The sequence below is a fragment of the Streptomyces sp. NPDC093111 genome (genome assembly GCF_040683955.1).
Classification (GTDB): Bacteria; Actinomycetota; Actinomycetes; order Streptomycetales; family Streptomycetaceae; genus Streptomyces.
This window is the reverse complement of sequence record NZ_JBFBNW010000010.1, coordinates 237,761-263,831: the sequence shown is the minus strand read 5'-3', so window position 1 is coordinate 263,831 and position 26,071 is coordinate 237,761. Positions and strand designations below refer to the sequence as shown.

The following is a 26,071-nucleotide window of genomic DNA, read 5'->3' as shown; positions in this document are numbered from 1 at the left end:
ATCCGTCCCCTCCCTTCACCGGAGCACACCAGATGAGCACCTCACCCGACACCACCGCCGCTCCCGCCTCGCCACCGACGGCGGCGGGCGAAGGCGGCGAGCCGCAGAAGCTGCCGCTGTTCGCCCTGCTCGCCCTGGCGACCGCCGTCTTCATCACCAGCCTCACCGAGACCCTGCCCGCCGGTCTGCTGCCCTCGATGAGCCAGGACCTGAGCGTCAGCGAGTCGGCGACCGGTCAGACGGTCACCATCTACGCGCTCGGCACCGCCCTGACCGCGATCCCGCTCACCGCGGCCACCGCCCGCTGGCGGCGCAAGCGGCTGCTGCTCACCGCCATGGCGGGCTTCGCCCTGGCCAACACGGTCACGGCCGTGTCGTCCGTGTACGGCGTGACGATGGTCGCGCGCTTCGTCGCGGGTGTGGCCGCCGGCCTCGCCTGGGCGCTGCTCGCCGGTTACGCGCGGCGCATGTCGCCCGTCCGCCTCCAGGGCAAGGCCATCGCCATCGCCATGGCGGGCATCCCGGTCGCCCTGTCCCTCGGCGTCCCCGCCGGCACCTTCATCGGCTCCCAACTGGGCTGGCGGGTCGCCTTCTTCGCGATGACCGGCCTCACGGTCCTGCTGCTCGTGTGGATCTCCGCGGCCGTGCCGGACTACCCGGGCCAGGAGGCGGGCGAGCGGCCGAAGATGCTGCGGGCCCTGAAGGTGCCGGGCGTCAGTCCGGTGCTGTTCGTGACGCTGGTCTTCGTCCTCGCGCACACCATCCTGTACGCGTACATCGCCACGTACCTCGACGACCTGGGCCTGGGCGGCAGCACCGACCTGGTCCTGCTGGTCTTCGGCGCCGCCTCGCTCGCCAGCATCTGGATCGTCGGCGCGCAGATCCACCGCCGGCTGCGCGCGCTGACGGTCGCGAGCACCCTGCTCGTCGCCGTGGCGGCGGCGCTGCTCGCCGTGCTCTCCGACAACACGGCCCTGGTCTACGTCGCGGCGGCCCTGTGGGGTCTGGGCTGGGGCGGGGTGCCGACCCTGCTGCAGACGGCGGTCGCGGACGCGGGCGGCGAACAGGCCGACTCCGCGCAGGCGATGCTCGTCACGCTGTGGAACGTGGCCATGGCGGGCGGCGGCATCATCGGCGGCGTCCTGCTCGACGCCGTCGGCAGCGAGTCCTTCCCGTGGACGGTGCTGCTGCTGCTCGCTCCGGTGCTCGTGGTCGTCCTGGCCGCCCGCGCCCACGGCTTCCCCGCCAAGCGCCCCACCGACTGATCGGCGTCCCCTGGCCCCCACCCGCCCCGACCGGCTGGACACGGCCGGCCACGGGGCACCCCGAGCAGCCGCCGAAGGCACCCGTCCCCCGGGCCTTCGGCGGCTTCGCGGACCTCCCGCGGCGGATTGTTCACGAGCTGTTGACACGTGCGCCCGAACGTCTGTCCCACCCCCTGCGGCGCCCCCTTCGACACCCCTTCGACACCCCTCCCGGCACAGCCGCGTGACCAGCGGATGCGGGCCCGGCGGGTGTGGTTCACGCCGATCTCCGACACCCGGCCGCGCACCGTCGCGCGGTGCCGGGAATGGGTCTCCCATACCCCTGATACGGGGATGTTTCCGCAGGTCAGAGGGCGAATGAGCTAAGTCGCCGACGCTGTCGTGAAATTTTCCTTCGAGACGGTATTTTTGGGCCTCGTACGGAACGCAGGGCACCGACTCGGGTGCCGGCGAAGCAAGTACGAGGGGGCGTAGCGTCACATGTCGTCAAGCATCTCGGGCACGGCACGCGCGACCACGGGGGACGAGGAAACGCGCATGCGGATGTTCCTCGACGAGATCTTCAGACCCCTCCACAGGGCCGAGCAACGCCGCTGGGCCCGGGCCTACCTACGGGGCCTGATCCACGTGTCGGGGCGGAAGACACCGAAGAGCATGGCCCGCACGGAGCGTCTGCCGCCCGCGGCGGCGCACAGCCTGCACCAGTTCATCAACGCGAGCACGTGGGACTGGGAGCCGGTGCGCCGGAGACTCGCCCTGCGGGTGGCGGCGGGCGCGGCCCCGTACGCCTGGACCGCGACGGAGCTCCTGATCCCCAAGCGCGGCGAGCACTCGGTGGGGGTGCACCGGCGGCTGGACGCGGAGTCCGGGCGGACCGTCAACTGCCAGCGGGCGGTGGGCCTCTTCCTGGTCGCGGACGCGCACTGCTACCCGGTCGACTGGAGCCTGGTGCTCGACGGCCCGTGGGGCTGGGACCAGGAACGCCGGCTGCGGGCGCGGATACCGGACGAGGAGACCGCGCGGTCCTTCGGCGCCTGCGTGCTCGACTACGCGGCGGGGACCGCCGCGCACCCCCGGCTGCCCCGGCTGCCCTGGGTACTCGACCTGTCCCGCAGCGAGGACGCGAGCGGGGTCCTTGCCGGTCTCGCCCGGCACCGGGCGGACATCCTGTGCGAGGTGCACCCGGGCCAGGTCGTGATCGGCGGGCGCCGCACGCCGACCGTGACCACCGTCGGCGGCCTGATGGACGAACGCAACGCGCGCCAGCCGTACGTGATGACACGTCAGGCGCCCGATCCGCGCTTCCGGAGCACCGCGCGGGCCCCCCTGTACACCTACGCCGGTACGGTGCGACTCCCGCTGCGCACGGTCGGCGTCGACGGTGCCGCGCGCGGCTACCGCCTGCTCGAACTGCCCGACCCCGACGGGCTGCGGCCCGCCCGGTACTGGATCACCAGCCTCGCCGACCGGCGGGTGGAGCGGATCCTGGCGCTGATGCGCAGCCGGGCCACCGTCCGCTCGACCGTCACCGCGTTGCAGGAACGCTTCGGCGTACTGGACTTCGAAGGCCGTTCGTACCCCGGATGGCACCACCACATGACGATGACCTCCGCCGCCTACGCGTACCAGCACCTGCGCCGGCGAGGCGGCGTTGCCGCCCCGCCGTCCCGCAGCCCCACCCCGGTGCCGGCCCGGGCCGCGGGCTGACGAGAAGGGCCGGATCCGATGAGAAACGTACTCGTGGTGGAGCGGGAAGCCTCCTCCGCCGCGTCGCTCGTGCGCGATCTGCGCCGCCAGGGCTTCGCCGCCCGCAGCGTGGACAGCGGGGCACACGCCCTGCGCACCTACCGCGAGGCCGACCTGGTGCTGCTCTCGCTCGAACTCCCCGATGTCGACGGCATCGAGGTCTGCCGGAACCTGCGCGCCGAGAGCGATGTCCCGCTCATCGCCTTCACCCGGCGCGACGACGAATTGGAGCGGGTGCTCGCGCTGAAAGCGGGCGCGGACGACTGTGTCGCGCAGACCTGGGGTTTCCGGGAGATCGCGGCACGCGTCGAAGCCGTTCTGCGCCGCTCCCGCCGTCCCCTTTCCGGGCCGCCCGAGGTGATTTCCCTCGGCCCGCTGCACATCGACCCGCGGGCCCGGGAAGTGCGGCTGCGCGACCGTCTCGTCGACGTCACGTCGAAGGAATTCGAGTTGCTTCACGTGCTCGCCTCGCATTCCGGGACGGTGATCTCCCGCAAGGAATTGATGGCGAAGGTGTGGGGCAGTGAATGGGCCACCACGAGCCGGACCATCGACACCCACGTGAGCACCCTGCGCGCCAAACTCGGCTGCAGCCGCTGGATCCTCACGGTCCGCGGGGTCGGCTACCGGATGGGGCACCACTCGCCCTCCGCGCTCCTCCCGGAGGCGGAGGCCAGCTGAGGCCACGGGGCCGGCCCCGCCGGGCCGACCCGGGGCCCCTCGGTCAGCGCGCCGCCGACAGCTCCGCCTGCGCGTCCAGCCGGCGCACCAGCGGGTGCGCCTCCCCGGCCGGCGCGCCCGCCGCCCGCAGCGCCCACCACGCGGACGCCAGGTTCGAGGAGAGCAGCGGCCGGCCGGCCGTGTCCGGCCGGGCGGCGAGCTCCGTCAGGGCGGCCAGCGTGCCCATGCCGGTGCCGGTGAACAGGAGCGCGGAGCCCTCGGCGAGCGGGTGTTCCCGCAGGTGGGCGTGGACGCGCTCGGCTATCCGCTCGGCCGTCACCTCGTACGGGTCGAAGTGTTCGGCCCCGTCGGGGGTGTGCCCCGCCGGGACCAGGACGACGTCGTCGACGGTGAGCCCGGCCCGCTCCCAGAAGGCCCGCGAGACCTCGGTGAGCCACGGCTGGTACGGGGAGACGAGGGTCAGCCGCCGCGCGCCGACCGCCTCGCACGCGGCCAGGATCGCCTGCGTGGAGGAGCGTACGGGGAAGCCGGCGGCGCGCGAGAGCTCCTCGCACAGGGCGAGGTCCCCGTCCGGGTCGAGGAGGTAGTGCGAGGCGCTGCACGCCACGACGGCGGCCTCCAGGCGCATGGTGCCGAAGCCCGCGAGCGTGTCGGGCAGCACCCGGTTGTAGGTCTCCAGCATCTCCTTGAGCCCCACGCCGGGGGTCGTCGGGAACCGGGAGGTGTACACGTGCATTCCGGCGCCCAGCAACCGGTTGAACTCCGGTTCCGCCGTCGGGTTCTCCGGCGGTACGACGACGCCGAGTCGGGGCAGCGAGAAAAGGTCCATGGCCGCACAGTAGGGCGCGCCCGGCCCGCCCGGGAGTCCAAGCCCGAGGAAAAGACATGCCGCTCACAACGGCCTTGCACACCCTTACGCGTCCTCACGCCGCCTTGCGTTCCCTTGCACGTCCTTTCGTTCCTGACACTGCTTGACATTCCCCCACAGAGCCCTGACCCGAATCCCCTTGTTTCTTACATGTATGCGCTGGAGTGTGGTGATCACCCCCCGACAAGGAGTGAGGAAATGGCAGCAGGAGAAAGGCCGGAGGCGCTCCCCCACCTCCCCCGCGTATCCGACGCGACGCTGCGGGACTCGGCGCACATGGCGGGTGTCGAGTTCGGCCCGAAGGACGCCGCGGCCATCGCCGACCTGCTCGTGAGGACGGGCGTCGAGCTGGTCGAGGTCGGCATGGTGTCCGGCCCCGGCTCGAAGGACGCCGACCTGGTGCTCGCCACCCACGAGGCCGTCACCCCCGAGCGGAGCATGACGCTCGTCGTGGTGCGGGACCGCCAGCAGGTCGCGCGGGCCCTCGACGAGGCCGAGCGGCTCGGCGTGCGCCACATCATGTACTCGATCCCGACCTCCGAGCAGCACGCCAAGCTGAAGCTGGGCTCGCCGAGCGCCAAGTTCCTCCAGACGCTGGCCCGTTCGGCGATCACGCAGGCCAAGGAGCGCGGCTTCCACGTCACCTTCAGCGGCGAGGACGGCGCCCGCACCCCGCGCGAGCGGCTCGTCCCGTACGTCACGGCCGGCTTCGAGGCCGGCGCCGACCGGTTCCGGCTGGCCGAGACCGTCGCGTACCTCTCGCCCTGGCAGATGGAGGAGGTGATCGGCGACCTCACGGAGATCGACGGGTCGGAGATCGAGATCCACTCCCACAACATGCTGGGCATGGCCGTCGCCAACTCCCTCGCCGCCGTCCGGGCGGGCGCCCAGTGGATCTCGGCGACCGTCGGCGGCATCGGCGAGCGCGGCGGCAACGCCCCGCTGGCCGAACTGCTCACCTCCCTGCGGGTGATCCACGGCGACACCCGCTTCGACCTGACCCACCTCACCGAGCTGTCCCGCGTCGCCCTCAAGGGCGCCGGGCTCGGCGAGGCCTTCCAGTCCGGGCCGACCACCTCGCACGCCTTCGCGTACGAACTCCCCGGCCAGCTCACCCACCCCGAGGCGTACGAGACGCTGCCCGCCGAACTCGTCGGCAACTCCCGCGAGCTGCTGGTCCGCACCCGGCTCACGCCGGCGCTCGTGAAGTGGGCGCTGGACGGCTCGGGCGTCTTCGTCGACGTGGACGCCTTCACCCCCTGGCTCACCGAGCGCCAGGAGCGCGCGGGCGCGCCGCTGCTCGACCGGGACGCGATCCGCAAGGCGGCGATCGACTTCCAGGCCGCCTGAGCGGCGGGGGCCACGACGCCCCCTCGCTCCAGCCGCCGCTCCCCGCCCCACCGCGGCCCACCGCGGCCCGTTCCGTCCCCTGCGCCGACCTCCGCTCCACCCCTGCTTCGACCTCCGCTTCACCCCATTCACCCCATCCACCCCGAAAGGGAGCTCTCCCATGCCCACCGCCACCCTCACCGGCGTCTGCCCCGAGTGCGAGACCGATCTGACCGTGCCCCCGATCGGCGAGGGCGAGACCCTCTCCTGCCCCGAGTGCATGCTCACCCTGCGTGTGGAGGCCGTCCAGGACGGCACCCTCACGCTGGAGATGGTCGAGGTGCAGCTGCGCGACTGGGGCCAGTGAGATGGCCCAGCGCATCGCGATCGTCGCCGACCGGATCAGCTGGGAGGAACGCGAGCTGATCCGGACCGGCCCGGACTTCGGTCTGACCGTCGAATGGGTCAACGACGAGTCCCTCGCCCTCGGTCACGAGGACGCCCCCTCCCTCCAGGGCTACGACGCCCTGCTGGTCCGCAGCCGCAGCTACACCCGCGGCGGCCTCATCGCCACGCTCGCCGAGGCCGCCGGGGCGCGGGTGCTCAACTCCGCGCGGGCGATCCACGTCTGCGAGAACAAGGCCGTCCTGCGGGCCGAGCTGCGCAAGGCCGGGGTGCCCGTGCCCGAGTTCCGGCTCGCGCTCTCCCGCAAGGACTTCGAGCGGGCCGTCGCCGAGCTGGCGCCGCCGCTGGTCCTCAAGCCGGTCTTCGGCGGCATGGGCAAGCGGGTCACCCTGATCAGGGACTCCGACCTCGCCCATTCGGTGTACGACTACGTCGAGGACCTCGGCCACGCCTTCGAGCAGGCCTGCCTCGTCGAGCCGTACATCGGCGGCGGCACCTCCGTGCGCTGCCTCGTCGTCGGCCGCGAGGTCGTCGGGGCGGCCGAGTTCGAGAGCGCCGGCACCGACTGGCGCAACAACGCGGCGCTCGGCAACAGCAGCCGCGCCGTGGCCCACGACCCGGACGTACTGAAGATCGTCGACGGGGTGGTGGGCGAGCTCGGCCCCGGCATCTACGGGGTCGACCTGTTCCGCACGCTTGACGGCTACGTCGTCAACGAGGTCAACCACGCCCCCGGCTTCCGAGCCGTGGCCTCCGCGACCGGCGCGGACATCCCGGCCGCCGTCGGCGCCTACCTCCAGGAGCTGCTCGCATGACCCGCACCACCCGCCCGATCCGCGCCGGCGTCGTCGGCGCCTCGGGGCTCGCCGGCGGTGAACTCCTCCGGCTGATCACCCAGCACCCCGACCTGGAGCTGGCCTTCCTCGGCGGCTCCTCGAACATCGGCCGCCGCCCGTCCGAGCTGCACCCCGGTCTGCGGCTCGACTTCGACGGGCTGACCGTCCGGCCGGTCACCGCCGAGAACGTCGACGAGCTCGCCGACATCCTCGACGTCGTCTTCCTGGCCACCCCGGCGCCGGTCTCCGCCGAGCTCTCGGCGCTCCTCGCCGACCGGGTCCCCGCCGTCATCGACCTCAGCGGCGCCTTCCGGATCCGTACCCCCGCCCTGCACGACAAGTGGTACCCGAAGGTCAGCCGGAACGCCGACCTCGCCGACCGCTTCGTCTACGGCGTGCCCGAACTGGTCAAGGACCAGCTGCCCGACGCGCCGCTGATCTCCCTGCCCGGCTGCTACGCCACCGCCATCACCCTCGGCCTCGCGCCGCTCACCCTCGGCCTCGGGCTCGACCTGAGGACGGTCGTGATCGACGGCAAGAGCGGGTCCAGCGGCGGCGGACTCCAGCTCCGCACGGCGGACCTGCACCCCTTCCGCAACGGCGCCATCGCCCCGTACGCCCCGACCGGGCACCGGCACGCGGGCGAGGTCAAGGACTTCCTGGACCGGAGCAAGCCGGGTTCGATCGGCTCGCTGAGCATGTCCGCCTATGGCGTATCCCATGTCCGCGGTCTGCTGACCAGCAGTTACGTGTTCACGGACACGGCCGTCGACCTGCGCGAGCTCCAGCGGGCGTACCTCCGCTTCTACAAGGAGCACCGCTTCGTGCGGGTGCGCCGGCACAACGAGACGCTGATCCCGGTGCCGGACCCGCAGGCGGTGCTCGGCTCCAACTTCTGCGACGTGACCGTCCTGTACGACGAGGACGACGGCCGGATCGTCGTGCTGTCGGCGCTGGACAACCTGGTCAAGGGGGCCGCCGGGCAGGCCGTGCAGGCGGCGAACCTGCGGTTCGGGCTGCCCGAGGAGACGGGGCTGACGATGCAGCCGGTGCTGCCGGTATGAGCGCCGACCCGAAGCCGCCGGTGTCGTCGGGCACGCCCGGTGCGCCCGTCCCCACCGTCGTCAAGCTGGGCGGCAGCTGCCTGGACGACCTGTCCGGTGCCTGGTGGGACGACCTCGCCGCGTACGGCGCCCGGCATCCGCTGGTCCTCGTGCACGGCTGGTCCAAGCCGCTCAAGCGGCTCAGCCCGCGCTACAGCGAGCCGTCCGCGGTGCTCCGCGACCGGTACGGCAACCAGAGCCGCTGGACCACTCCCGAGGTGATCGAGGACATCAAGACGGTCAGCGCCACCATGGCCGAGGAGGTCTTCGCCCGGCTCTCCGCGCGCGGCATCACCGGCGAGCGGCTGCTCGGCAGCGACGGCCTGGTCAGCGCGGCCGAGGGCGAGCGCTGGTGGTGGCGGGAGAAGCAGCTCGTCGAGCTGGACAACCTGGTCGGGCCGATCAGCGGCGTGAACCCGGCCCTCCTCAAGGAGCTCCGCCCGGGCCACGCCCACCTGGTCACCCCGCTGGCCAGGAACGCCGCCGGGCAGGAGGTCAACACCGACGCCGACCGGGCCGCCGCCGCCCTCGCCGCGGCGACCGGCGCCACCGACCTGGTCCTGGTCACGGACGTCGCCCACCTGCTGATCGACGGCGAACCGGTGTCCCGGATCGACGCCCGGAAGGCCGCCGCCTTCCGCGACAAGGGCGCCACCGGCGGCATGCGGAAGAAGCTGCGGGCCGCCGGCGAGGCCCTCGACGGCGGCGTGGCGCGGGTCGTCATCGGCGCGGCCGACGTCAGCGACCTGCTCGCCGGCCGGACCGGCACCGTCATCACGCGAAGCTGAGGAGCGAAGGCACCATGGCGCAACCCCGGGTACTCGTCGTCAACAACGGGACCCTGTCCCTGAAGCAGCTGCGCGCCCGCTTCGAGGAGCTGGGCTCGGACACCGACGTCGTCGACGCGGCGTCCGTGCCCGCCCGGCTCGACGGCCGCCACCAGGCCATCGTGCTCAGCGGGACGAAGGTACGGGCCTACGACACGGACTACTACAAGCCGCTCATCGACCTGGTCATGGGCAGCGACGTCCCCGTCTACGGCATCTGCGGCGGCATGCAGATCATCGCCGTCGCCAACGGCGGCCGGCTCGCCGAGGGACCGCAGCGGGTCGGCGGCCACGAGGCGAAGGTCGACAAGCGGGAGCCGCTGTTCGCCCACGTCGAGGAGACCGTGACCGTCTTCCACCGGCACACCCTCTACCTCCAGGAGGCCCCCGCGGGCTTCCGCTCCATCGGGCGCTCCGAGCACGCGCCCGTCGAGTTCCTCCGCTCGGACGACGGGCGGATCCTCGGCTCCCAGGCCCACGTGGAGTTCCGCCCCGACGGCCTGGAGATCCTGCGCGGCTTCGCCGGGCTCTACCAGTGACCACCCACCCGGCGGTCACATCAACTCACCCCACGACACAAGGACTTGTCACATGAGCGCTGTGGAGAACCCGCAGGAGCCCGCGTTCACCGTTCACCTCAACGGGAGCCGCGGCTCGATCAAGGGCTGGGTGGTCGTCGACACGCTCGTCGACGGCCTCGCGATGGGCGGCACCCGGATGACGACCGGGGTCACCGAGGAGGAGGTGGCCGGTCTCGCCCGCGACATGACCGACAAGTTCACCCTCGCGGGCCTGCGCATCGGCGGCGCGAAGGCGGGCATCGTCGCCGACGCCGGCAACTCCGAGGGCGCGGACCGCGAGCGGACCTTCCGCACCTTCGGGCGCACCGTGAAGCCGCTGCTGCACGGCGGGATCCACCTCGGCATCGACATGGGCGTCACCCCCGCCGACCGGGCCGTCTTCTTCGACGAGGCCGGCTACGACCCGCGGTTCCGGCTCGGCGCGCCCGACATGCCGATCGACTGGCGCACCTACTACGAGCCGCTGATCGACGCCACCGGGCACGGCGTCGGCGTCGCCGCGCTCACCGCCCTGGAGGCCCGCGGCCGCAGCGAGTTCGCCCGGGTCGTCGTGCAGGGCTTCGGCGCCGTCGGCCGGGCCGTGGCGCGGTTCCTGGAGGAGCGCGGGCACATCGTCGTGGGCGTCGCCGACGTCCAGGGCACGATCAGCGCCGACCGACTGCCGGTCGACGAACTCGTCGCCATCACCGACGACTTCGGGCGCATCGACCGGGCCCGCCTGCCGCAGGGCGTCACGGTGTCCACCGCCCCGGACGCCTGGCTCGACGTGCCGGCCGACCTGCTGATCCTCGCCGCGCAGAAGTACGCGCTCACCGCCGAGAACGCCCACCGGCTGAAGGCCGGCCTGGTCGTCGAGGGCGCGAACCTCGCCTCCACCGCCGCGGCGAAGGAGAAGGTCGCGGCCTCGGGCGGCACGCTGGTGCCGGGCGTGATCGCCAACATCGGCGGCGCGGCCTCGGCGGCCCTCGCCGTCACCCGGGTCGTCCCCTTCGACCTGGCGGCGGACGCCCGCAAGGCGTGGGTGTTCGACTGGGTCGGCGACCGGGTGCGGCAGAACACCCGGGACCTGCTGGAGATCGCGGACGGCCGCGCCGGCGACCCGCTGCCCGAGCTCCTGGCCACCCGCCGCAAGGAGCTGCTGGGATGACGGCCGCCCCGACCGGAGATCCTTCCCCCGCCGAGCGGGACCCCGCCCTCGGCGCCGAGTACCGGCGCCGGGGCTGGTGGCGGGACGAGACCTTCCTCGACGACCTGTACCGGCAGGCGCGCGAGCGGCCCCGCAAGACGGCCATCGCCGGCCGCCGGATCGCCGAGTCCCGCACGGACACGCTCGACTTCGCCGAACTGGCTGCGCTGACCGACCGTTTCGCCCTTGCACTGATCGAACTCGGCGTACGGCGGGGTGACTTCGTCGCCGTCCAGCTCCCGAACCGCTGGGAGATGGTGCCGCTGATGTTCGCGTGCATGCGGGTCGGCGCCGTCATCTGCCCGATCTCGCCGATCTGCCCCGAGGAGGAGCTGCGGCACCGCTTCGGCCTCACCGGGGCCCGGGTGTGCGTCACGCTGCCCGAGTGGTCGGGCACGCCGCTGGCCGAGATCGCGACCCGGCTCAAGGACGAACTGCCCACCCTGGAGCACGTGCTGGTCGTCGACGGCCCGGTGCCCGCCGGCGCGCTCTCCTTCCACGAGCAGTTCGTGGCCGAGGCGCGGGAGGAGTCCCCCGAGGGCGCCGGGACGCTGGCCGGGCGGGCCGCGCTCACCGCCGACGAGCCCTTCGTGGTGCTGTTCACCTCCGGCACCACGGGCGAGTCCAAGGGCGTGCTGCACAGCCAGAACACCGTCCACTCGGCGGTCCGCGGCTACGTCGAGGCGTTCGGGCTCGGCGACGACTGGGTGGCCGCCGTGTCGACCCCCCTCGTCCACTACTCCGGCTTCGCGCAGGGCGTCCTCGCGGGCGTCATGCTCGGCGGGACGGTCGCCTTCCAGGACGTACGGAAGAACGAGGCGCTGCTCGACCTGGTCGAGCGCTACCGCGCCACCCTCCTGTACGGGCCGCCGGCGACCCTCGCGGACGTGGTCGCCTCGCAGCGGGTGGAGAAGCGCGACACCGGCACCCTCCGGCACGTGGTGATCGGCTCGGCGCCGGTGCTCGCGGAGCTGGCCGACGAGGTCCACGCGGCCCTCGGGGCCCGTACGTACTCGCTGTGGGGCATGTCGGAGAACGGCCCCGTGACGATGACCCGGCCCACCGACCCCGAGGACTGGGCGGCGCACAGCAACGGGCACGCCATCGAGGCCATGGAGACCCGGGTCGACGCCGAGGGCGCGAACGGCGGCGTGGGCCCGCTGCGGGTGCGCGGCGCCTCGCTCGCCCTCGGCTACTACCGGCGCGAGGAGGCGTTCGCGGCGGAGTTCGGCGCGGACGGCTGGTTCGACACCGGCGACCTCGCGCGGGACGACGGCCGGGGCGGCATCCGCATCATCGGACGGGCGCGCGACGCGATCGTCCGGGACGGGGTGGTGGCGCCGATGACGGAACTGGAAGCGGTGATCGGCTCGCACCCGAAGGCGGTCGAGGCCGCGCTGGTGGGGCTGCCGGGCGACCCGGCCGGGGCCGGCGGTGCCGCGAGCGGTGCGGGCGCGGTGATCTGCGCCGTGGTGGTGCCGGACGCCGCCTCCGCGAGCGGCGGCCCGACCCTCGAAGAGGTCCGCGCCCACCTCCTCGCCGCCGGGCAGGACGCCCGCTTCCTCCCGGACCGGGTGGAACTCCTGCCCGCACTGCCGAAGACGCTGACCGGCAAGGTCCGGAAGGTCGAGCTGAGGCAGCGGTACGGACCCCGACCGGCCACCACCGGCTGACGCGGACCCGGCGCACCGGCGCCGCCGGATTCCGCGCCGCCGGATTCCGCGCCACGGCTCCCGCGCTGCCGGATTCCCGGACCGCCGGATTCCCGCAGCGCCGGATTCCCGGACCCCGGCTGACGCGGACCCGGCGCACCGGCGCCGCCGGATTCCGCGCCGCCGGATTCCGCGCCACGGCTCCCGCGGTGCCGCATTCCCGGACCGCCGGATTCCCGCGGCGCCGGATTCCCGGGCCTCCGGCTGACGCGGACCTGGCGCACCCGTGCCGCCGGCTACCGCGCCGCCGGCACCCGCCCCCGCCGGCACCCGCCCCCGCCGGGCCGCCCTCCGACCGTCCTCCGACCGCCCTCCGGCTCCCCCGCCGGCCCTTCCTCCCCTTCCCTGGAGCGTGACATGGCCCCGCCCCCACCCCCGCCCGCCCCCGTCGCGATGTCCGCGACCCTGGCCGCCGACGAGGCGCTCGCCCGCAGGCGGCTGGCCGGGGAGCGGGTCCTGTCGACGGCCAGCGGGGAGATCGGCCTGCCGGTGCTGCCCGCGCTGCGGGAGCGCCTCGCGGCCGCGGCCGACGAGAACGCGTACGGTCCCGTGCCCGGCAGCCGGGCACTGCGGGAGGCCGCCGCCGGGTACTGGTCGCGGCGCGGGATCGGCGTGGACCCGGGCCGGGTCGTGGCCGGTCCCGGCAGCAAGTCGCTGCTGTTCGCGCTGCTGCTCGCGATCGGCGGGGACGTGGTGGTGCCGGTGCCGAGCTGGGTCAGCTACGCGGCCCAGGCGCGGCTCGCGGGGGCCAACCCCGTCCCCGTACCGACGCCTCCGGGCGAGGGCGGGGTGCCCGATCCGGAGCTGCTGCGCGAGGCGGTCCTGGCGGCGCGGGCGGCCGGGCGCGACCCCCGGGCCGTGGTGGTGACGGTGCCGGACAACCCGACCGGCACGATCGCCTCGCCCGGCACCGTACGGCGGCTGGCGGCGGTGGCACGGGAGCTCGACCTGGTGGTGGTGTCGGACGAGATCTACGGCGACCTCGTGTACGACACGGGGGCGCCCGCCGAGTCGCCCGCCCTGCACGCGCCCGAGCGCACGGTCGTGACCACCGGGCTCACCAAGAACCTGGCCCTGGGCGGCTGGCGCACGGGCGTCGCCCGGCTCCCGGACGGCGAGCTCGGCGGGGAGCTGCACACGCGTCTCGTGTCGGTGGCCAGCCAGATCTGGTCCAGCCCGCCGGCCCCCGTGCAGACGGTCGCGGCGTACGCGTTCGGCGAGCCGCCGGAGGTGACCGCGCACATCGCGGCGAGCCGCCGGCTGCACGAGACGGTGGTGCGCGCGGTCGCCGGGCACTTCACGGCGGCGGGCGCCCGCCTCGCCCCGGTACGGGCGACCTGCTACCTCTACCCGGACTTCGTTCCGCTCCGGGAACGGCTCGCCCGCGTCCACTCCGTCCACGGCGGCGACGACATCGCCCGCTTCCTCAGCGAGCGGCACGGCGTGGGCGTGCTCCCCGCGAGCGCCTTCGGCGAACCCGCCGAGGCCCTGCGGATCCGGGTGGCGACCAGCCGGCTGTACGGCGACACCGACGAGCAGCGACTCGCCGCCCTCGCGGCCCCGGACCCGCTGGCCCTGCCGTGGATCCGGGACGCGGTGGCCTGGGTGGGCGAGGCGGTGGCGTCCCTGACGGCCACGGACACGGACACCCCGTGACGCCCACGGCCACCCCCTGACCGCCACGCCCTCCCCCTCCCTTCCCCCCTTCCGTCCCTTCCGTCCCCCCCTTCCCCATGTCTCTCAAGAACGCTCAGGAGGCCCTTGCCATGACCCTTCCGATCCCCACCCTCTTCGAGGCCCTGTACCGCGGCGAGCGTCACGTCGGCTTCGGCGCGCCCGGGGAGCCCGGCGCCGCCCACACCCTGTACCCCGTGGCCGACGGGCAGCTGGCGGCGGCCTTCATCGCCACCGACGGTTCGGCGGAGGCGATCCGGGCCGCCGTCACCGAGGGCGCGACCGGCGTCACCGTGGCGGCCGACGACGCGGAGCTGCGCCTGCTGCCCCCGCTGCTGCCGACGGCCACCGGCAACGCGCTGCTCAGCGGCTTCATGGGCACGCACCGGAAGAAGTGGGGCGGCGAGACCCAGCCGGAGGGCGGCGAGTTCACGCCGCCGAAGTGGTTCTTCAAGGGCTTCGGCGACTGGGTACGGCTGCCCGGCGAGACGCTGAACGTGCCGGCGAACCCGGTGGCGCTGATCGAGGAGCCCGAGGTCGCCCTGGTCTACGTCAACGACGCCGACGGCACCCCGCACTACGCCGGCTACACCTTCGGCAACGACCTGTGCGACATCGGCCTGCACCGCACGGACCCGGGCTACAACCCGTACTGCAAGCTGTGCGACACGGCCCTCACGCCCTGGCTGTTCCTGGGCGAGCCGCCGCGCTCGGTGACCGGCCGGGTGACCATCTCCCGGGACGGCGCGACCGCCTGGGAGGGCAGCTTCGACTGCGGTGGCGACGCGCTGTACTTCCGGGTGAAGGACATGGTGGAGCACCTGTTCTCGTTCCCGGCGGTGCGGCGGCCGGGGCTCGTCAACTACGTGCTGCTCGGGGCCGACGAGGCCAGCTTCCACGACGGCTTCCGGATCGCCGACGGGGACCGGATCGCGATCGACGTGAAGAGCCACGGGGTCGCGTTCGAGAACACGGTCACGTACGTGAGCCCCGCCCCTCTTTCGTGACGCGGCGACCGGGCGGACCCCTCGCCCCGTGAACAGCTCATGAAACACCACCGGTCGGCCTGGGCACTCGTACAGGTGTCCAGGCAGGCTCGTCCCAGCAGACCGGCCCCCGTCCCCAGAACCGAGAAGGAGGAGGCACGGTGAAACAGGTGCACCTCGCGGTACAGCTGCCGGCCATCCACAACGTGACCGTCTGGCAGGACCCGCGTTCCGGGAGTCAGATCTCCATCGACTCCTTCGTCCGGCTGGCGCAGGCGGCCGAACGCGGCAAGTTCGACTTCTTCTTCCTCGCCGAGGGGCTGCGGCTGCGCGAGCACAAGGGGGAGGTCTACGACCTCGACGTGGTGGGCCGCCCCGAGAACCTGACGGTGCTCGCCGCCCTCGCGGGCGTCACCGACCGGCTCGGGCTGGCCGCCACCGTGAACTCCACGTTCAACGAGCCGTACGAGGTGGCGCGCAGGTTGGCGACCCTGGACTTGCTGAGCGGCGGCCGGGCGGCCTGGAACGTGGTCACCAGCTACGACGCCTTCACCGGCGAGAACTTCCGTCGCGGCGGCTTCCTCGACGAGGCCGACCGCTACACGCGGGCCGCCGAGTTCCTGCGTACGGCACGGGAGTTGTGGGACAGCTGGGCGGACGGCGACGTCGTCGCCGACGCCGAGGCCGGGCAGTTCGTACGGGCGGGCGCCGGCCGCTTCGCCCATCACGGGCAGCACTTCGACATCGAGGGCCGGTTCACCACCCCGCGCGGCCCGCAGGGGCATCCGGTGGTCATCCAGGCCGGGGAGTCGGACGCGGGCCGGGAGTTCGCCGCGTCGGACGCGGACGTGATCTTCAGCAAGTACAGCCGGCTGGAGGACGCGCGCCCCTTCTACGCGGACGTGAAGTCCCGGCTGGCGAAGTACGGCCGCACGCACGAGCAGTTGAAGATCCTGCCCACCGCCACGGCGATCGTCGCGGACACGGACGAGGAGGCCGTCGCGTACGCCGACGAGATCACCCGCGCCCAGGTGAGCCCGCAGACGGCGATCGCGCACCTGGAGGGCGTGTGGGGCCGGGACCTGTCCGGCTACGACCCGGACGGCCCGCTGCCGGACGTGGACCCGGAGCCCGAATCCCTGGTCCTGAAGGGGCATTCGGTGTTCCGCAAGGGCCGGGAGGAGACCGCCCGGCGGTGGCGGAAGCTGGCCGACGAGCGCTCGCTGAGCATCCGCGAGCTGATGATCGAGGTGCACGGCGGCCAGACGTTCGTGGGCAGCCCGCGCACGGTCGCCGACGCCATCGACCACTTCGTGCAGAGCGACGGCGCCGACGGCTTCGTCCTCGTACCGCACCTGACGCCCGACGGCCTGGACGGCGTGGTGGACCGGGTGGTCCCGCTGCTCCAGGAGAAGGGCGTCTTCCGCGAGGAGTACACGGGCACCACGCTCCGCGAACACCTGGGCCTCGGCGCCCCCACGTCCCCCAAGGAGGCATCGTGACCCTGCACCTGGCTGTCGCCCTGGACGGCGCGGGCTGGCACCCGGCGGCCTGGCGGGCCCCCGACGCCCGCCCGGCGGAGCTGTTCTCGCCCGGCTACTGGACCGATCTGGTGACCGAGGCCGAGCGCGGACTGCTCGACTTCGTCACCCTGGAGGACGCCCTGGGCCAGCAGTCCGCGGCCTTCCACCGCCCCGACGACCGCACCGACCAGGTCAGGGGCGGCCTGGACGCGGTCCTGGTGGCCGCCCTGGTGGCCCCGCTGACCCGCCACATCGGCCTGGTGCCGACGACGAACGTCACCCACACCGAGCCGTTCCACGTCGCGATCGGCATCGCGACCCTCGACCACGCCGCCCGCGGCCGGGCCGGCTGGCGGCCGCAGATCGCCTCCCGCGCCGCCGACGCCCGGCACTTCGGCCGGCGCGACACCCCGCAGCTGACCGACGAGGACGTGCGGAGCGAGGAGCACATCGCCGCGCGGCTGCGCCCGCTGTTCGCGGAGGCCGCCGACGTGGTGGAGGTGGCGCGGCGCCTGTGGGACAGCTGGGAGGACGACGCGGAGATACGGGACACGGCCACGGGCCGTTTCGTGGACCGCGCCAAGCTGCACGCCGTCGACTTCCAGGGCCCGCTCTTCAGCGTCCGGGGCCCGTCGATCACCCCGCGCTCTCCGCAGGGCCAGCCGCTCGTCGCGAGCCTGGCCCACGCGTCGACGCCGTACGAGTTCGCGGCCCGCGCCTCGGACCTGGTGTTCGTCACCCCCGACGACCCGGCGGACGCCCGCCGCATCCTCGCCGAGGTCGACACGGCGGTCCGCACCACCGGCCGCGACCTGGCCGCCCGGCCGCTGAGACGCTTCGCCGACCTGGTGGTCGTGCTGGACGACACCGAGACCGCCGCCAAGGCCCGCAAGGACGAGCTCGACACCCTCGCGGGCGCCGAACTCGCCTCCGACGCGCACATCTTCACCGGCACCCCGGCCGCCCTCGCCGACCTCCTGCTCGACTGGCAACCCCTCGGTTTCGACGGCTTCCGCCTCCGCCCCGCGACCCTCCCCCACGACCTGGAGCAGATCACCCGCGCCCTCGTCCCCGAACTCCGGCGGCGCGGCGCCTTCCGCACCGCCTACACCGCGGACACCCTGCGCGGCCACCTCGGCCTCGAACGGCCCGTCAGCCGTTACGCGAAGGGGTGAGCGGGCGCGGAAGCGGTTCGCCGGACGCCTCACGGTCCTCCCCGCCGGGTGGTACAACAGGCTGGTGACCGGAGCGTCGCGAGCGGCCGGCGACCGGGGCCTGAGCGGGGGGCGGGTAGTCCATGGAAAGCACTCTGCGGCTCACCCGTGCCGTGCACCAGGAGCTCGCGCTGGAGGCCCTCGGCCTCTGGCTGCCCTCGGCGGCCTTCCTCTTCGAACCGATGCCCGGCGGGCGTTCCGGCGCCGAGCTCGTCAGCGTGGACATCTCCGGCGACACCGGGGACCTGCCGGCCGGCACGTACGTCCTGCGGGTCGGCCCCGAGGAGGAGGACCTCGCCCAGGCCAACGAACTGGCGGCGCATCAGCTGATCCGGGGCGCGGACCCGGAGTTCGCCGAACGGCACGTCCCGCGGCTGCTCCACATCGCGCAGCGGCGCCAGGGCGACGACCGCGTGGTGGTGTCGCTGCACCGGCTCGCCGGCGACAGCCTCAGCTGGTACGTCCCGCCGCGCGGCGGCTCCACCGGGCTGCTGCGCTGCGCGCAGACGCTCTCCCGCGACCTCATGGACGCCTGGGCCGACCCGAGTTCGGTCACCCGGATGCGCCCGCGCGACCTGCTCCTGGACATCGCGGGCGAGACCCGGCTCGCCGCCTGCGAGGCCGTGGTCCCCGCGCTGTTCAGCGGCGAGATGCACCAGGAGGACGGGCACGCCTTCCTCAACCCGCTCACCGTCCTGGGCGAGACCGAGGAAGGCGGGCTGCCCGTGATGGGCGGCATCTGCCACGGCGACCTCAACACCGGCAACGTCCTCGTGCCCCGGGACGAGGTCGACGCGGACGACGACGCGTTCTGGATCGTCGACGTGGACCAGGCGCGCCGCTCGGTGGCCGGCTACGACCTCGCCTATCTGGAGGTCAGCGTCCTGGTGAACATCCTCCCGTCGATCCGGCGGCCCGTCCTCGCCCGGTGCCTGGAGGCGGCGGAGGACAGCTCGGTCAAGTCCGTGCCGGACGACTGCCAGTGGCTCGTCGATTTCCTGCAGCGGTCCCGGTCCGGGATCCTGGACTGGGTGGTGCGGCAGCCGGGCCGGGTCGACCACCTGCGCCGCCAGTTCATGCTGGTGCGCATGGCCGCCGCCCTGATGTGGGCGCGGCGCTTCCCGTCCGACGACGAACGCACCCGGCTCTGCCTCGCCTACGCGGGCTGGTACGCCCTGCGCTACCGCCGGACCTTCGCCCAGGCGGCCCGACCGCCCGCCGTGCCCGCGCCCGAGGCGGCGGAGGAGGAGCTGCGGGTCCGCGAGGAGCTGTGGGAGTCGTTCTGGGGCACCGTCTCCGGGTTCTCCCCGCAGGCGGCCCGCTGGGTCCTGGTCGCGGAACAGCTCCCGCGCGCCGCGTCCGTCTCGGCGCTCGGGCGCATCCCCTGGTCGCTGGTGGTCGACCTCGACCCGGCCTCGGACGGCGACGGCCTGCACCACCGGGCCGGGCCGGTCCTCAGCACGCAGCGCGCGGTGCACCTGTTCACCGAGGACCGCCCGGTGACCGACTACGCGCGGGGCACGGCGTGGCTGCTGAGCGCGGGGTCCGTACTGCGCAGGGAACCTCCCCTGGAGGGCCGCCAGTGGGTGATCCGCCGCCTGGACACGGTGCGCAGACTCACCGCCTCGTTCCACCAGTTCGTCGGGGACACCCCGGTGTACGTCCTGGTCCTCGAAGGCGGCACCGAGTCCGCGCCGACGGCGGGCCGGGACCGGCTGCTGAAGGTCATCGAGACGATGGACGAGATGCTCGAAGGGCAGGCGACCTTCGTCCACGTGGGCCTGGCCGACCTGCGCCCCGACGTCCCGCTGGTCCGGGTGCCGCTGCCCGTGGACGACCTGCTGGAGCGGCTCACGGCGACGCTGGGCACGAGCGGCGAGTACCTCGACTACACGGTGCCCGCCCTCGACAACGGCACGGCGGCGATCTCGCCGGAGACCATGCAGAAGCTCCGCGAGCACCTGGTGGTCCTGCACGACGGCATCGAGGCGTCCGCGCCGCCCGGCGGCCGGAGCGACAACGACGCGTTCTGGCGCGGCGGCCTCATCGGCTGGGACGACCTCGACGCCGGCCGGGACGTGGTCCGCGCCGTCAACGACGCCATGGTCGCGGCCCTGCGCGACAGCCTCAAGCAGCACCGCACCCGTACCGTGGTCGTCGAGCACCGGCCGGGCGCGGGTGGCACCACCGCGGCGCTGCGGGCCGCCTGGGACCTGCACCAGGAGTATCCGGTGGCGGTGCTCCCGCAGGGCGTCCCGGTCGGCCCCGCACGCATCCCGCTCGTCGCCGACCGGCTCCATCTGCTGTACACCATCACGCAGTTGCCGGTGCTGCTGGTCGCCGAGGCGGGCGACCTGAGCGAGGCATACCGGGAGGGGCTGTACCGCGAGTCGGCCCGGCGCAACACCCCGCTGACCGTGCTCTACGTCAGGCGGGGCATCAACGAGGCGAACCGGGGCGGCGCCCTCCAGGTCTCGGAGCCCCTCGACGAGCAGGAGACCGCCGACTTCCTCGGCCGCTACGCGTCGCTGACGCAGGACCAGCACCGGATCGACGAGCTGCGCCTGCTCGGCACCCCGGCCTACGAGCGCTACCGGACCCCCTTCTTCTACGGACTGATCACCTTCGAGCGGGAGTTCACCAAGCTCTCCGCGTACGTCCGCACCCACCTGGACCACGTACGGGGCCGGGCCCGCGAGGTGATGCAGTACCTCGCGCTGGCCACGATCTACTCCAACACCGGGCTCCAGCGGGAGCTGGTGCAGAAGCTGATGCGGGTCTCCACGCCGTCGGCGGAGCTGCACCTGTCCGACGTGCTGGGCCCCGAGGCGGCCCGGCTGGTGGCCGTCCGCAACGGGCGGGTGCGCCTCCAGCACCAGCTCCTGGCCGAGCAGGTGCTGGCCGAACTCCTCAACGACGACCGGTGGAAGCAGCACCTCAAGGACCTGTCGATCGACTTCATCCAGGCGCTGGCCGGCGCCACCGACGTGTCCTCCGACCCGGTGCGGGTGCTGCTGCGCCAGATGTTCGTGGACCGGCAGGGCGGCACCGCCGACGGCGTGGAGGACCGGCGCAACTTCGCCCCGCTGATCGAGCAGCTGGACCTCAACTCGGCGCACCAGGTGCTGAAGACCCTCACCGAACACGTGCCGGACGAGCCGCACTTCTGGAACCACCTGGGCCGGCACCAGATGTACCGCCTGGACCGGGAGCTCGACAAGGCGGAGGAGTACGTCACGCGCGCGGTGGAGCTGGCGGAGTGGGACTTCCTCCACCACCACACCCTGGGGCTCGCCCGCCGGAGCCGGATGCGGCAGGCGCTGCGGGACGCCAAGCGGCGCGGGGTGCAGTCCGTGATGGCGGTCGCCGACCGCTGGTTCGCCCAGACCGTCGACTGCTTCGCCACCGCGCGGAACCTGAACCCGGAGAACATCTACGGCTACGTCACCCATGTGCAGGCCATCGTCGACGTGGCCAAGGCCATCAAGGACGCCGCCCGCGTCTCGTCGATCGCCGAACTCAGCTCCGACGCCAGCGAATGGGTCGCCGACAACCTGGCCGACGCGAACTTCCTGCTGAACGAGGCCGCCCAGCTGTACGGGACGCTGGACCAGCGCGACGACTACCTGACGCGCTGCCAGGCCGACATCAAGCGCCTGTACGGCGACCTCGACTCGGTGGTCGAGCTGTGGGAGCTGGCCGTCGCCGGCGCCCGCAGCACCCCCATGATGCAGCGGGCCCTCGCCCAGGCGTACTACGTGCGCGGCGGGCGCAGCTGGCGGGAGCTCGACCACGCCGAACTCGCCCGCATCGTCGAGCTGGCCCGGCAGAACCTGTCCAGGACCGGCTGCAAGGAGGAGGACTACCGGCTCTGGTTCGAGGCGTACAAGCTGCTCCCCGACTTCGACATCGACGAGGCCCTCTCCCAACTCCAGCTCTGGGCCGACCGCTTCCCCTCGTGGCGCGCCCACTACTACCGGTACTGCCTCTTCTTCCAGCTGTGGTTCACCGGGCGCAGCAACGACGTGGAGGCCTTCCGCGTGGAGCAGCAGCAGGCCGAGCGGTACGTGGTGGGGCGCTCCAACCGCTCGTACCTGTGGCTCTCCACCGGACCCGACTGGTATCCGCTCATCGCCGACAGCGACCTGGGCGAGTGGAACCGCCGGGAGATGTTCTGGAGCAACACCACCCACCTCCAGCGGGTCAACGGGGTCATCGACTTCATCCGGGGCCCCCAGGCGGGCCGGATCCAGCTCGAAGGCGCCGTCTCGGCCTTCTTCGTGCCGTCCCGGGGCACGTTCCTGCCGGACGCCGACGAGACCACCCCGGTCAACTTCTTCCTCGGCCTGAGCCCGGAGGGGCCGCGCGCCTGGGACGTGCAGCGGGGCCACCTCGACCACGCGCTGCGGGCCCGGCAGACGGTGCCGGCCGGTCCCGCGCGGGCTTTGGCGGCCCGGCAGCCCGTACGGCTGGCGCCGGCCCAGGTCGCGGAGCGGGCCGTCACCCTCACCCGGCAGCGGAAGCTGGACTTCTGCGTCTCGCTCCTGGAGGCGTGGCAGACCGTCGGCGACGCGCCCCGGCTGTCCCGGCTCACCGAGCGGGTCGCCGCCCGGTTCCGGTACGACGGCGCGGACATCGCCGAACTCCTCGCGGAATCGGACCGGTTGTACATCGAGCGGGACGGTGCCGATCCACTCGTACGCCTGCGGAACGGCCCGAACGGTTCCGCCGGGGCGAACGGGGCGGGCCACCAGGACCGGCGGACGCCGGCCTCCGGGGAGGCCCCGGAGCTGGGCCGCATCACCTTCGTCAACAAGGCGGAGGGCCACGGCATCGTCGACATGGTCGACCACGGGTGGGCCCGCTTCACCACCGACGACGTGCGCACTCCGCTCGCGGGCGGCCCGGTGCGCGGCCAGATCGTCCGGGCGCTCATGGTCGAGATGGACCGCAACGGAGGGCGCGTCGCCCGTGGCCTGGAGCTGTTCCCCGAGACGGCGACCCTGGTCGAGGGCGAGGTCGTGGACGTGGAGCGGCTCGCCGAGCGGGTCGCGACCGATCTGCGGTACGAGGTCGAGGAGCGCCTGTCCCAGGGCGTCCCGGCGGTGCCCGCGCGCGAGCTGGAGGAGTGGCTGGAGGCGCGCTTCACGGGCGGCAAGCCGCTGGCGGACCGGCTCGGGCTCACGTCGCTCGGCCGGCTGTGGCCCAAGCTGGAGTGGCTGAAGCAGACCGGCACCCAGGGCAACCGGATGCTCGCCCTCACCACGGGTACGGTCTTCGGCCGCGTACCGGAACCCCGCGGGGAGACGCCGGCGGCGCCACGGCAGCCCGAGCGGGCCGACGTGTTCGGCGAGGCCCTGGCCGAGGTGGTCGCCGAGCTGAAGCAGGCCAACGGGGGCGGCGCGCCCACCTTCTACAAGGTGAAGCGCGCCCTGGTGAAACGCTTCCGGAAGGACTACGAGCAGCTGGTCGACGGCTCGCTGAAGCGCCGGATCGAGCGCCACCCGGACTGGACCCTGCACGAGGTCCTCCCCGGCATCCACGTGATCCAGTCCGCCACCGAGGCTCCCCCCAAGCAGCAGCAACCGCCGCCGTCCGCCTCCTCCTTCACGGTGGCCTTGGCCGACGCGGTGGACGAACTCACCCGGCAGGGCAGGACGCCCACGCTCCAGCTCATCGGCGCCATGGTCCGCGCCGCCCTCGGCGACACGTACACGTCCGAGGTCGGAGCCTCGCTGAAGAAGCGCATCGAACGCGAACCGGGCTGGTGGCTGGAGGAGACCGGCCCGGGGGTGCACGTCCCGCACCGCACGGCTGTGGGGGCCGTGGAGGCCGTGGCGCCTGCGGCGGGCCCGGCGGCCTCGCCGGCCTCGGCGACCCCTCCGGAGGCGGCGGAGGCTGGCGCGGGCGCACCGGCCGCCATACCGCCCGCCACACCGGCCGCGGTGGTGGACATGGCGGCGGACCTGCGCGCGCTGGTCGCGCGACTGGTGCCCGAGGGCGAGGAGATCGCGCTCACCGACCTGGGGCACGAACTGCGGGAGCTCTGGGGCCCCGAGACCTACACGCGGGCGACCCGCAAACACTCCCTCCGCCGGCTCGTCGAGACGTACGGGTGGGAGACCCGGGAGACGAACCCGGGCATCTGGCTGCTCCGCAACCCGAGCAAGGAGGTCTGACCGATGCCCGCACCCGACAGCGCCGCGATCGCCGCGCTCCTGGAGGCCGCCGCGGACCACGACGGCCCCCCGGTCCCGCTCGCCGAGCTGTGCCGCCGGGCGGGCCTCGACGGGCCGACGGCCGAGGCGGCGGCGTCGACGGCGCAGGCGCTGCTGGGCGCGTTCGGCGTGCTGCGCACGGCGGAGGGGGGCGTGGTGGCCGTCAGCCCGCAGGCCCGCTTCTTCCTCCGCAGCCTCGCCTCGTACGTACGGGAGGGCCGTTCGCTCCTGGACAACTGGGAGCGCCCGGGCACGGCCGAGCCGCCGTACACGGGCCGACAGGTCCTCTCCGGCCCGCAGTTCCTCTACCTGGCCGAGGAGCGGCGCCTGTCCCTCGCCCCCGACGCGGCCCCGCTGCGCCGCACGGAGGTCGCCCAGGTCGTGGTGAAGACCCGCCTGCGGGGCCGCGGCGGCCGGGCCCACTACCTGCTCCTGTACGACGCCCGCGCCCGCCAGTACCAGCTGCCGGGCGGCCATGTGCGCTCCTCGGACGCGGACGTCCGCGCGGCGGCCGTCCGCGAGCTGGAGGAGGAGCTCCCGGGTTACACGCACACCCCGGGCCGGGACCGGCTGAAGGAGCTGGGCACGGTGCCCGTCACCCAGCTGTCCCGGACCGTGGGCGCGGTGACGGAGTACCGGATCACCTTCTTCCAGCTGGAGACCGAGGCGACGGCGGTCCCCGTCGGCCCCGGCGGCCGCTGGGTCCCCGAGGACACCCTCCTCGACCCCGCGGCCCAGCTCGACGGCGCGACCCTCAACGTCGTCGCCCTCGCCCGCCTGGACGACTCCCTCCCCGGCAGCCTCGCCGGCCTGCCGTGGAGCCTGCCCACGATCCAGCACCGCTCCTTCCGCGACGTCCTCCGCGACCGCCCGTGGGAGGTCGCCGGCCTCGTCATCGGCGTCCTGGGACTGGGCCTCTCGCTGATACCGCTGCTGATGTAGCGGCCGCTCGGGCAGCGTGGTGTGCGGCGGTCAGCTCTTCGGGTACAGGAGGCAACGGGCCGGGCGCCGCACCTCCCACACACCGGACGAGGGCGACGCGGGCGGCCGGTGGGTGGGCGCCGGGGAGGGGCCGGTACGCTGCGTTGCGGCCGCTCGCCGCACCCCGAGAACCACCGCCGCCCTTCCCGTACGCCTCTCTCGTACGCCTCCTCCGAAAGCCCGCCATGGTCGCCGCGCTCCGCATTCCGTACGGTGTCCAGCCGTGGGCGGGCGCGCTGCGCGCGGCGCGGGCCGGGGTGCTGTCGGTGCTGTGCGTGCTGCTGCCGGTCGGCGGGCACGCCCTGTCGCAGGGGCATACGGGGCGCCCCCTGGGGCCGGCCCCGGTCACCGCGCTCGCGCTGTCCCTGAGCCTCGCCGTCACCCGGCGGAGGCTCACCGACGCCCAGCTGCTGGCGGCGTTCGTCGGCGCGCAGCTCGCGTACCACCTCTGCTACGTGCTCCCGGAGGCGTGCTCGGCGCTGACCGACGCGCAGGCCGGGGGCGGCCGTCTGACGGGCCTGGCCGAACACGTACCCGCCGGTCCTGGCCCCTCCGTCCTGCTGGGCGGCCACGCCGTCACGCTCGTGCTCGCCGCGCGCCTGCTGGGCACGACCGAGTCGCTGCTCCTGCGGGCGCGGCCCGTCGCCGATTCGGCCCTGCGGATCGTGCGCGCCCTGCTGCCCCTGCTGGGTGCCGCCCCGGCCGCGCACCGCCCCGTACCCCGCACGCTCGGCGAGGTGACGCCGCTGCGCCCGGCCGCCCCCGCCCACCCGCGCCCCGGCCGCGCACCGCCCGCCGGAGTCACGCTCCTCCCGAACCCGTTCCGGCCGCCGGCCGCGACCGGCTTCCGCCCGGCGGTCTGACGCGCAGACGCACGACACCGCGGGCGAACGCCGACGCACCGTACGGACGGTCTCCTCCCCACACCGCCGCAGA

19 protein-coding genes are annotated in these 26,071 nt (G+C 73.7%); 18 read left to right on the top strand and 1 reads right to left on the bottom strand.

Annotated features, from left to right (window positions below; translation table 11 throughout):
- Nucleotides 1-32: 32 nt before the first annotated feature.
- The 3 genes from AB0Q96_RS19725 (at nt 33) to AB0Q96_RS19715 (ending at nt 3,692) form a co-directional block, all read left to right on the top strand.
- Nucleotides 33-1,265, top strand: a complete 1,233-nt coding sequence (locus tag AB0Q96_RS19725; protein WP_365327066.1) for an MFS transporter — start codon at nt 33-35, stop codon at nt 1,263-1,265.
- Nucleotides 1,266-1,802: 537 nt separating this feature from the next.
- A complete protein-coding gene (locus tag AB0Q96_RS19720) occupies nt 1,803-2,972 on the top strand; it encodes a transposase (protein ID WP_365327064.1) in 1,170 nt (389 codons plus the stop codon).
- An 18-nt stretch (nt 2,973-2,990) separates the two neighbouring features.
- On the top strand, nt 2,991-3,692 hold the full coding sequence (locus tag AB0Q96_RS19715; protein ID WP_365327062.1) for a response regulator transcription factor: 702 nt from the start codon (nt 2,991-2,993) through the stop codon (nt 3,690-3,692).
- A gap of 43 nt (nt 3,693-3,735) precedes the next feature.
- Here the strand turns inward: AB0Q96_RS19715 and AB0Q96_RS19710 are convergent, their stop codons facing one another.
- Entirely contained in the window at nt 3,736-4,521 is a 786-nt protein-coding gene (locus AB0Q96_RS19710; RefSeq protein ID WP_365327060.1) for an arylmalonate decarboxylase, read from the bottom strand.
- Nucleotides 4,522-4,758: 237 nt separating this feature from the next.
- Here AB0Q96_RS19710 and AB0Q96_RS19705 point away from each other — a divergent pair, with 237 nt between their 5' ends.
- The 15 genes from AB0Q96_RS19705 (at nt 4,759) to AB0Q96_RS19635 (ending at nt 25,998) form a co-directional block, all read left to right on the top strand.
- On the top strand, nt 4,759-5,910 hold the full coding sequence (locus AB0Q96_RS19705; protein ID WP_365327058.1) for an isopropylmalate synthase: 1,152 nt from the start codon (nt 4,759-4,761) through the stop codon (nt 5,908-5,910).
- Nucleotides 5,911-6,070: 160 nt separating this feature from the next.
- On the top strand, nt 6,071-6,256 hold the full coding sequence (locus tag AB0Q96_RS19700) for a lysine biosynthesis protein LysW (RefSeq protein ID WP_046912295.1): 186 nt from the start codon (nt 6,071-6,073) through the stop codon (nt 6,254-6,256).
- 1 nt (nt 6,257) lies between these two features.
- On the top strand, nt 6,258-7,109 hold the full coding sequence (locus AB0Q96_RS19695; RefSeq protein WP_365327056.1) for a RimK family alpha-L-glutamate ligase: 852 nt from the start codon (nt 6,258-6,260) through the stop codon (nt 7,107-7,109).
- On the top strand, nt 7,106-8,194 hold the full coding sequence (gene argC, locus AB0Q96_RS19690; RefSeq protein ID WP_365327054.1) for an N-acetyl-gamma-glutamyl-phosphate reductase: 1,089 nt from the start codon (nt 7,106-7,108) through the stop codon (nt 8,192-8,194). The genes AB0Q96_RS19695 and argC overlap by 4 nt, the downstream gene beginning before the upstream one ends.
- Entirely contained in the window at nt 8,191-9,021 is an 831-nt protein-coding gene (locus AB0Q96_RS19685; RefSeq protein WP_365327052.1) for an acetylglutamate kinase, read from the top strand. The genes argC and AB0Q96_RS19685 overlap by 4 nt, the downstream gene beginning before the upstream one ends.
- 14 nt (nt 9,022-9,035) lie before the next feature.
- The gene (locus AB0Q96_RS19680; RefSeq protein WP_365327050.1) at nt 9,036-9,599 is read left to right on the top strand and encodes a gamma-glutamyl-gamma-aminobutyrate hydrolase family protein; all 564 of its coding nucleotides are present in this window, start codon (nt 9,036-9,038) and stop codon (nt 9,597-9,599) included.
- Nucleotides 9,600-9,651: 52 nt separating this feature from the next.
- Nucleotides 9,652-10,788, top strand: a complete 1,137-nt coding sequence (locus AB0Q96_RS19675) for a Glu/Leu/Phe/Val dehydrogenase dimerization domain-containing protein (protein ID WP_365327048.1) — start codon at nt 9,652-9,654, stop codon at nt 10,786-10,788.
- Complete coding sequence (locus AB0Q96_RS19670) at nt 10,785-12,500, top strand: AMP-binding protein (protein WP_365327046.1); 1,716 nt, start codon at nt 10,785-10,787, stop codon at nt 12,498-12,500. Before AB0Q96_RS19675 ends, AB0Q96_RS19670 begins: the two co-directional genes overlap by 4 nt.
- A gap of 396 nt (nt 12,501-12,896) precedes the next feature.
- On the top strand, nt 12,897-14,195 hold the full coding sequence (locus AB0Q96_RS19665) for a pyridoxal phosphate-dependent aminotransferase (RefSeq protein WP_365327044.1): 1,299 nt from the start codon (nt 12,897-12,899) through the stop codon (nt 14,193-14,195).
- Between the two features lie 110 nt (nt 14,196-14,305).
- Complete coding sequence (locus AB0Q96_RS19660) at nt 14,306-15,220, top strand: fumarylacetoacetate (FAA) hydrolase (protein ID WP_365327042.1); 915 nt, start codon at nt 14,306-14,308, stop codon at nt 15,218-15,220.
- Between the two features lie 140 nt (nt 15,221-15,360).
- Nucleotides 15,361-16,701 (top strand): NtaA/DmoA family FMN-dependent monooxygenase, encoded by a 1,341-nt coding sequence (locus AB0Q96_RS19655; RefSeq protein WP_365327040.1) that lies wholly within the window; start codon nt 15,361-15,363, stop codon nt 16,699-16,701.
- Nucleotides 16,695-17,897 carry an LLM class flavin-dependent oxidoreductase gene (locus tag AB0Q96_RS19650; RefSeq protein ID WP_365327198.1) on the top strand — a complete coding sequence of 401 codons (1,203 nt, stop codon included), beginning with the start codon at nt 16,695-16,697 and terminating at the stop codon, nt 17,895-17,897. The genes AB0Q96_RS19655 and AB0Q96_RS19650 overlap by 7 nt, the downstream gene beginning before the upstream one ends.
- A 122-nt stretch (nt 17,898-18,019) precedes the next feature.
- Nucleotides 18,020-24,115 (top strand): hypothetical protein, encoded by a 6,096-nt coding sequence (locus AB0Q96_RS19645; protein ID WP_365327038.1) that lies wholly within the window; start codon nt 18,020-18,022, stop codon nt 24,113-24,115.
- Nucleotides 24,116-24,118: 3 nt separating this feature from the next.
- Nucleotides 24,119-25,096, top strand: coding sequence for an NUDIX hydrolase (locus AB0Q96_RS19640; RefSeq protein ID WP_365327036.1), 978 nt, complete (start codon nt 24,119-24,121; stop codon nt 25,094-25,096).
- 224 nt (nt 25,097-25,320) lie between these two features.
- The gene (locus tag AB0Q96_RS19635) at nt 25,321-25,998 is read left to right on the top strand and encodes a hypothetical protein (protein WP_365327034.1); all 678 of its coding nucleotides are present in this window, start codon (nt 25,321-25,323) and stop codon (nt 25,996-25,998) included.
- Nucleotides 25,999-26,071: the final 73 nt, after the last annotated feature.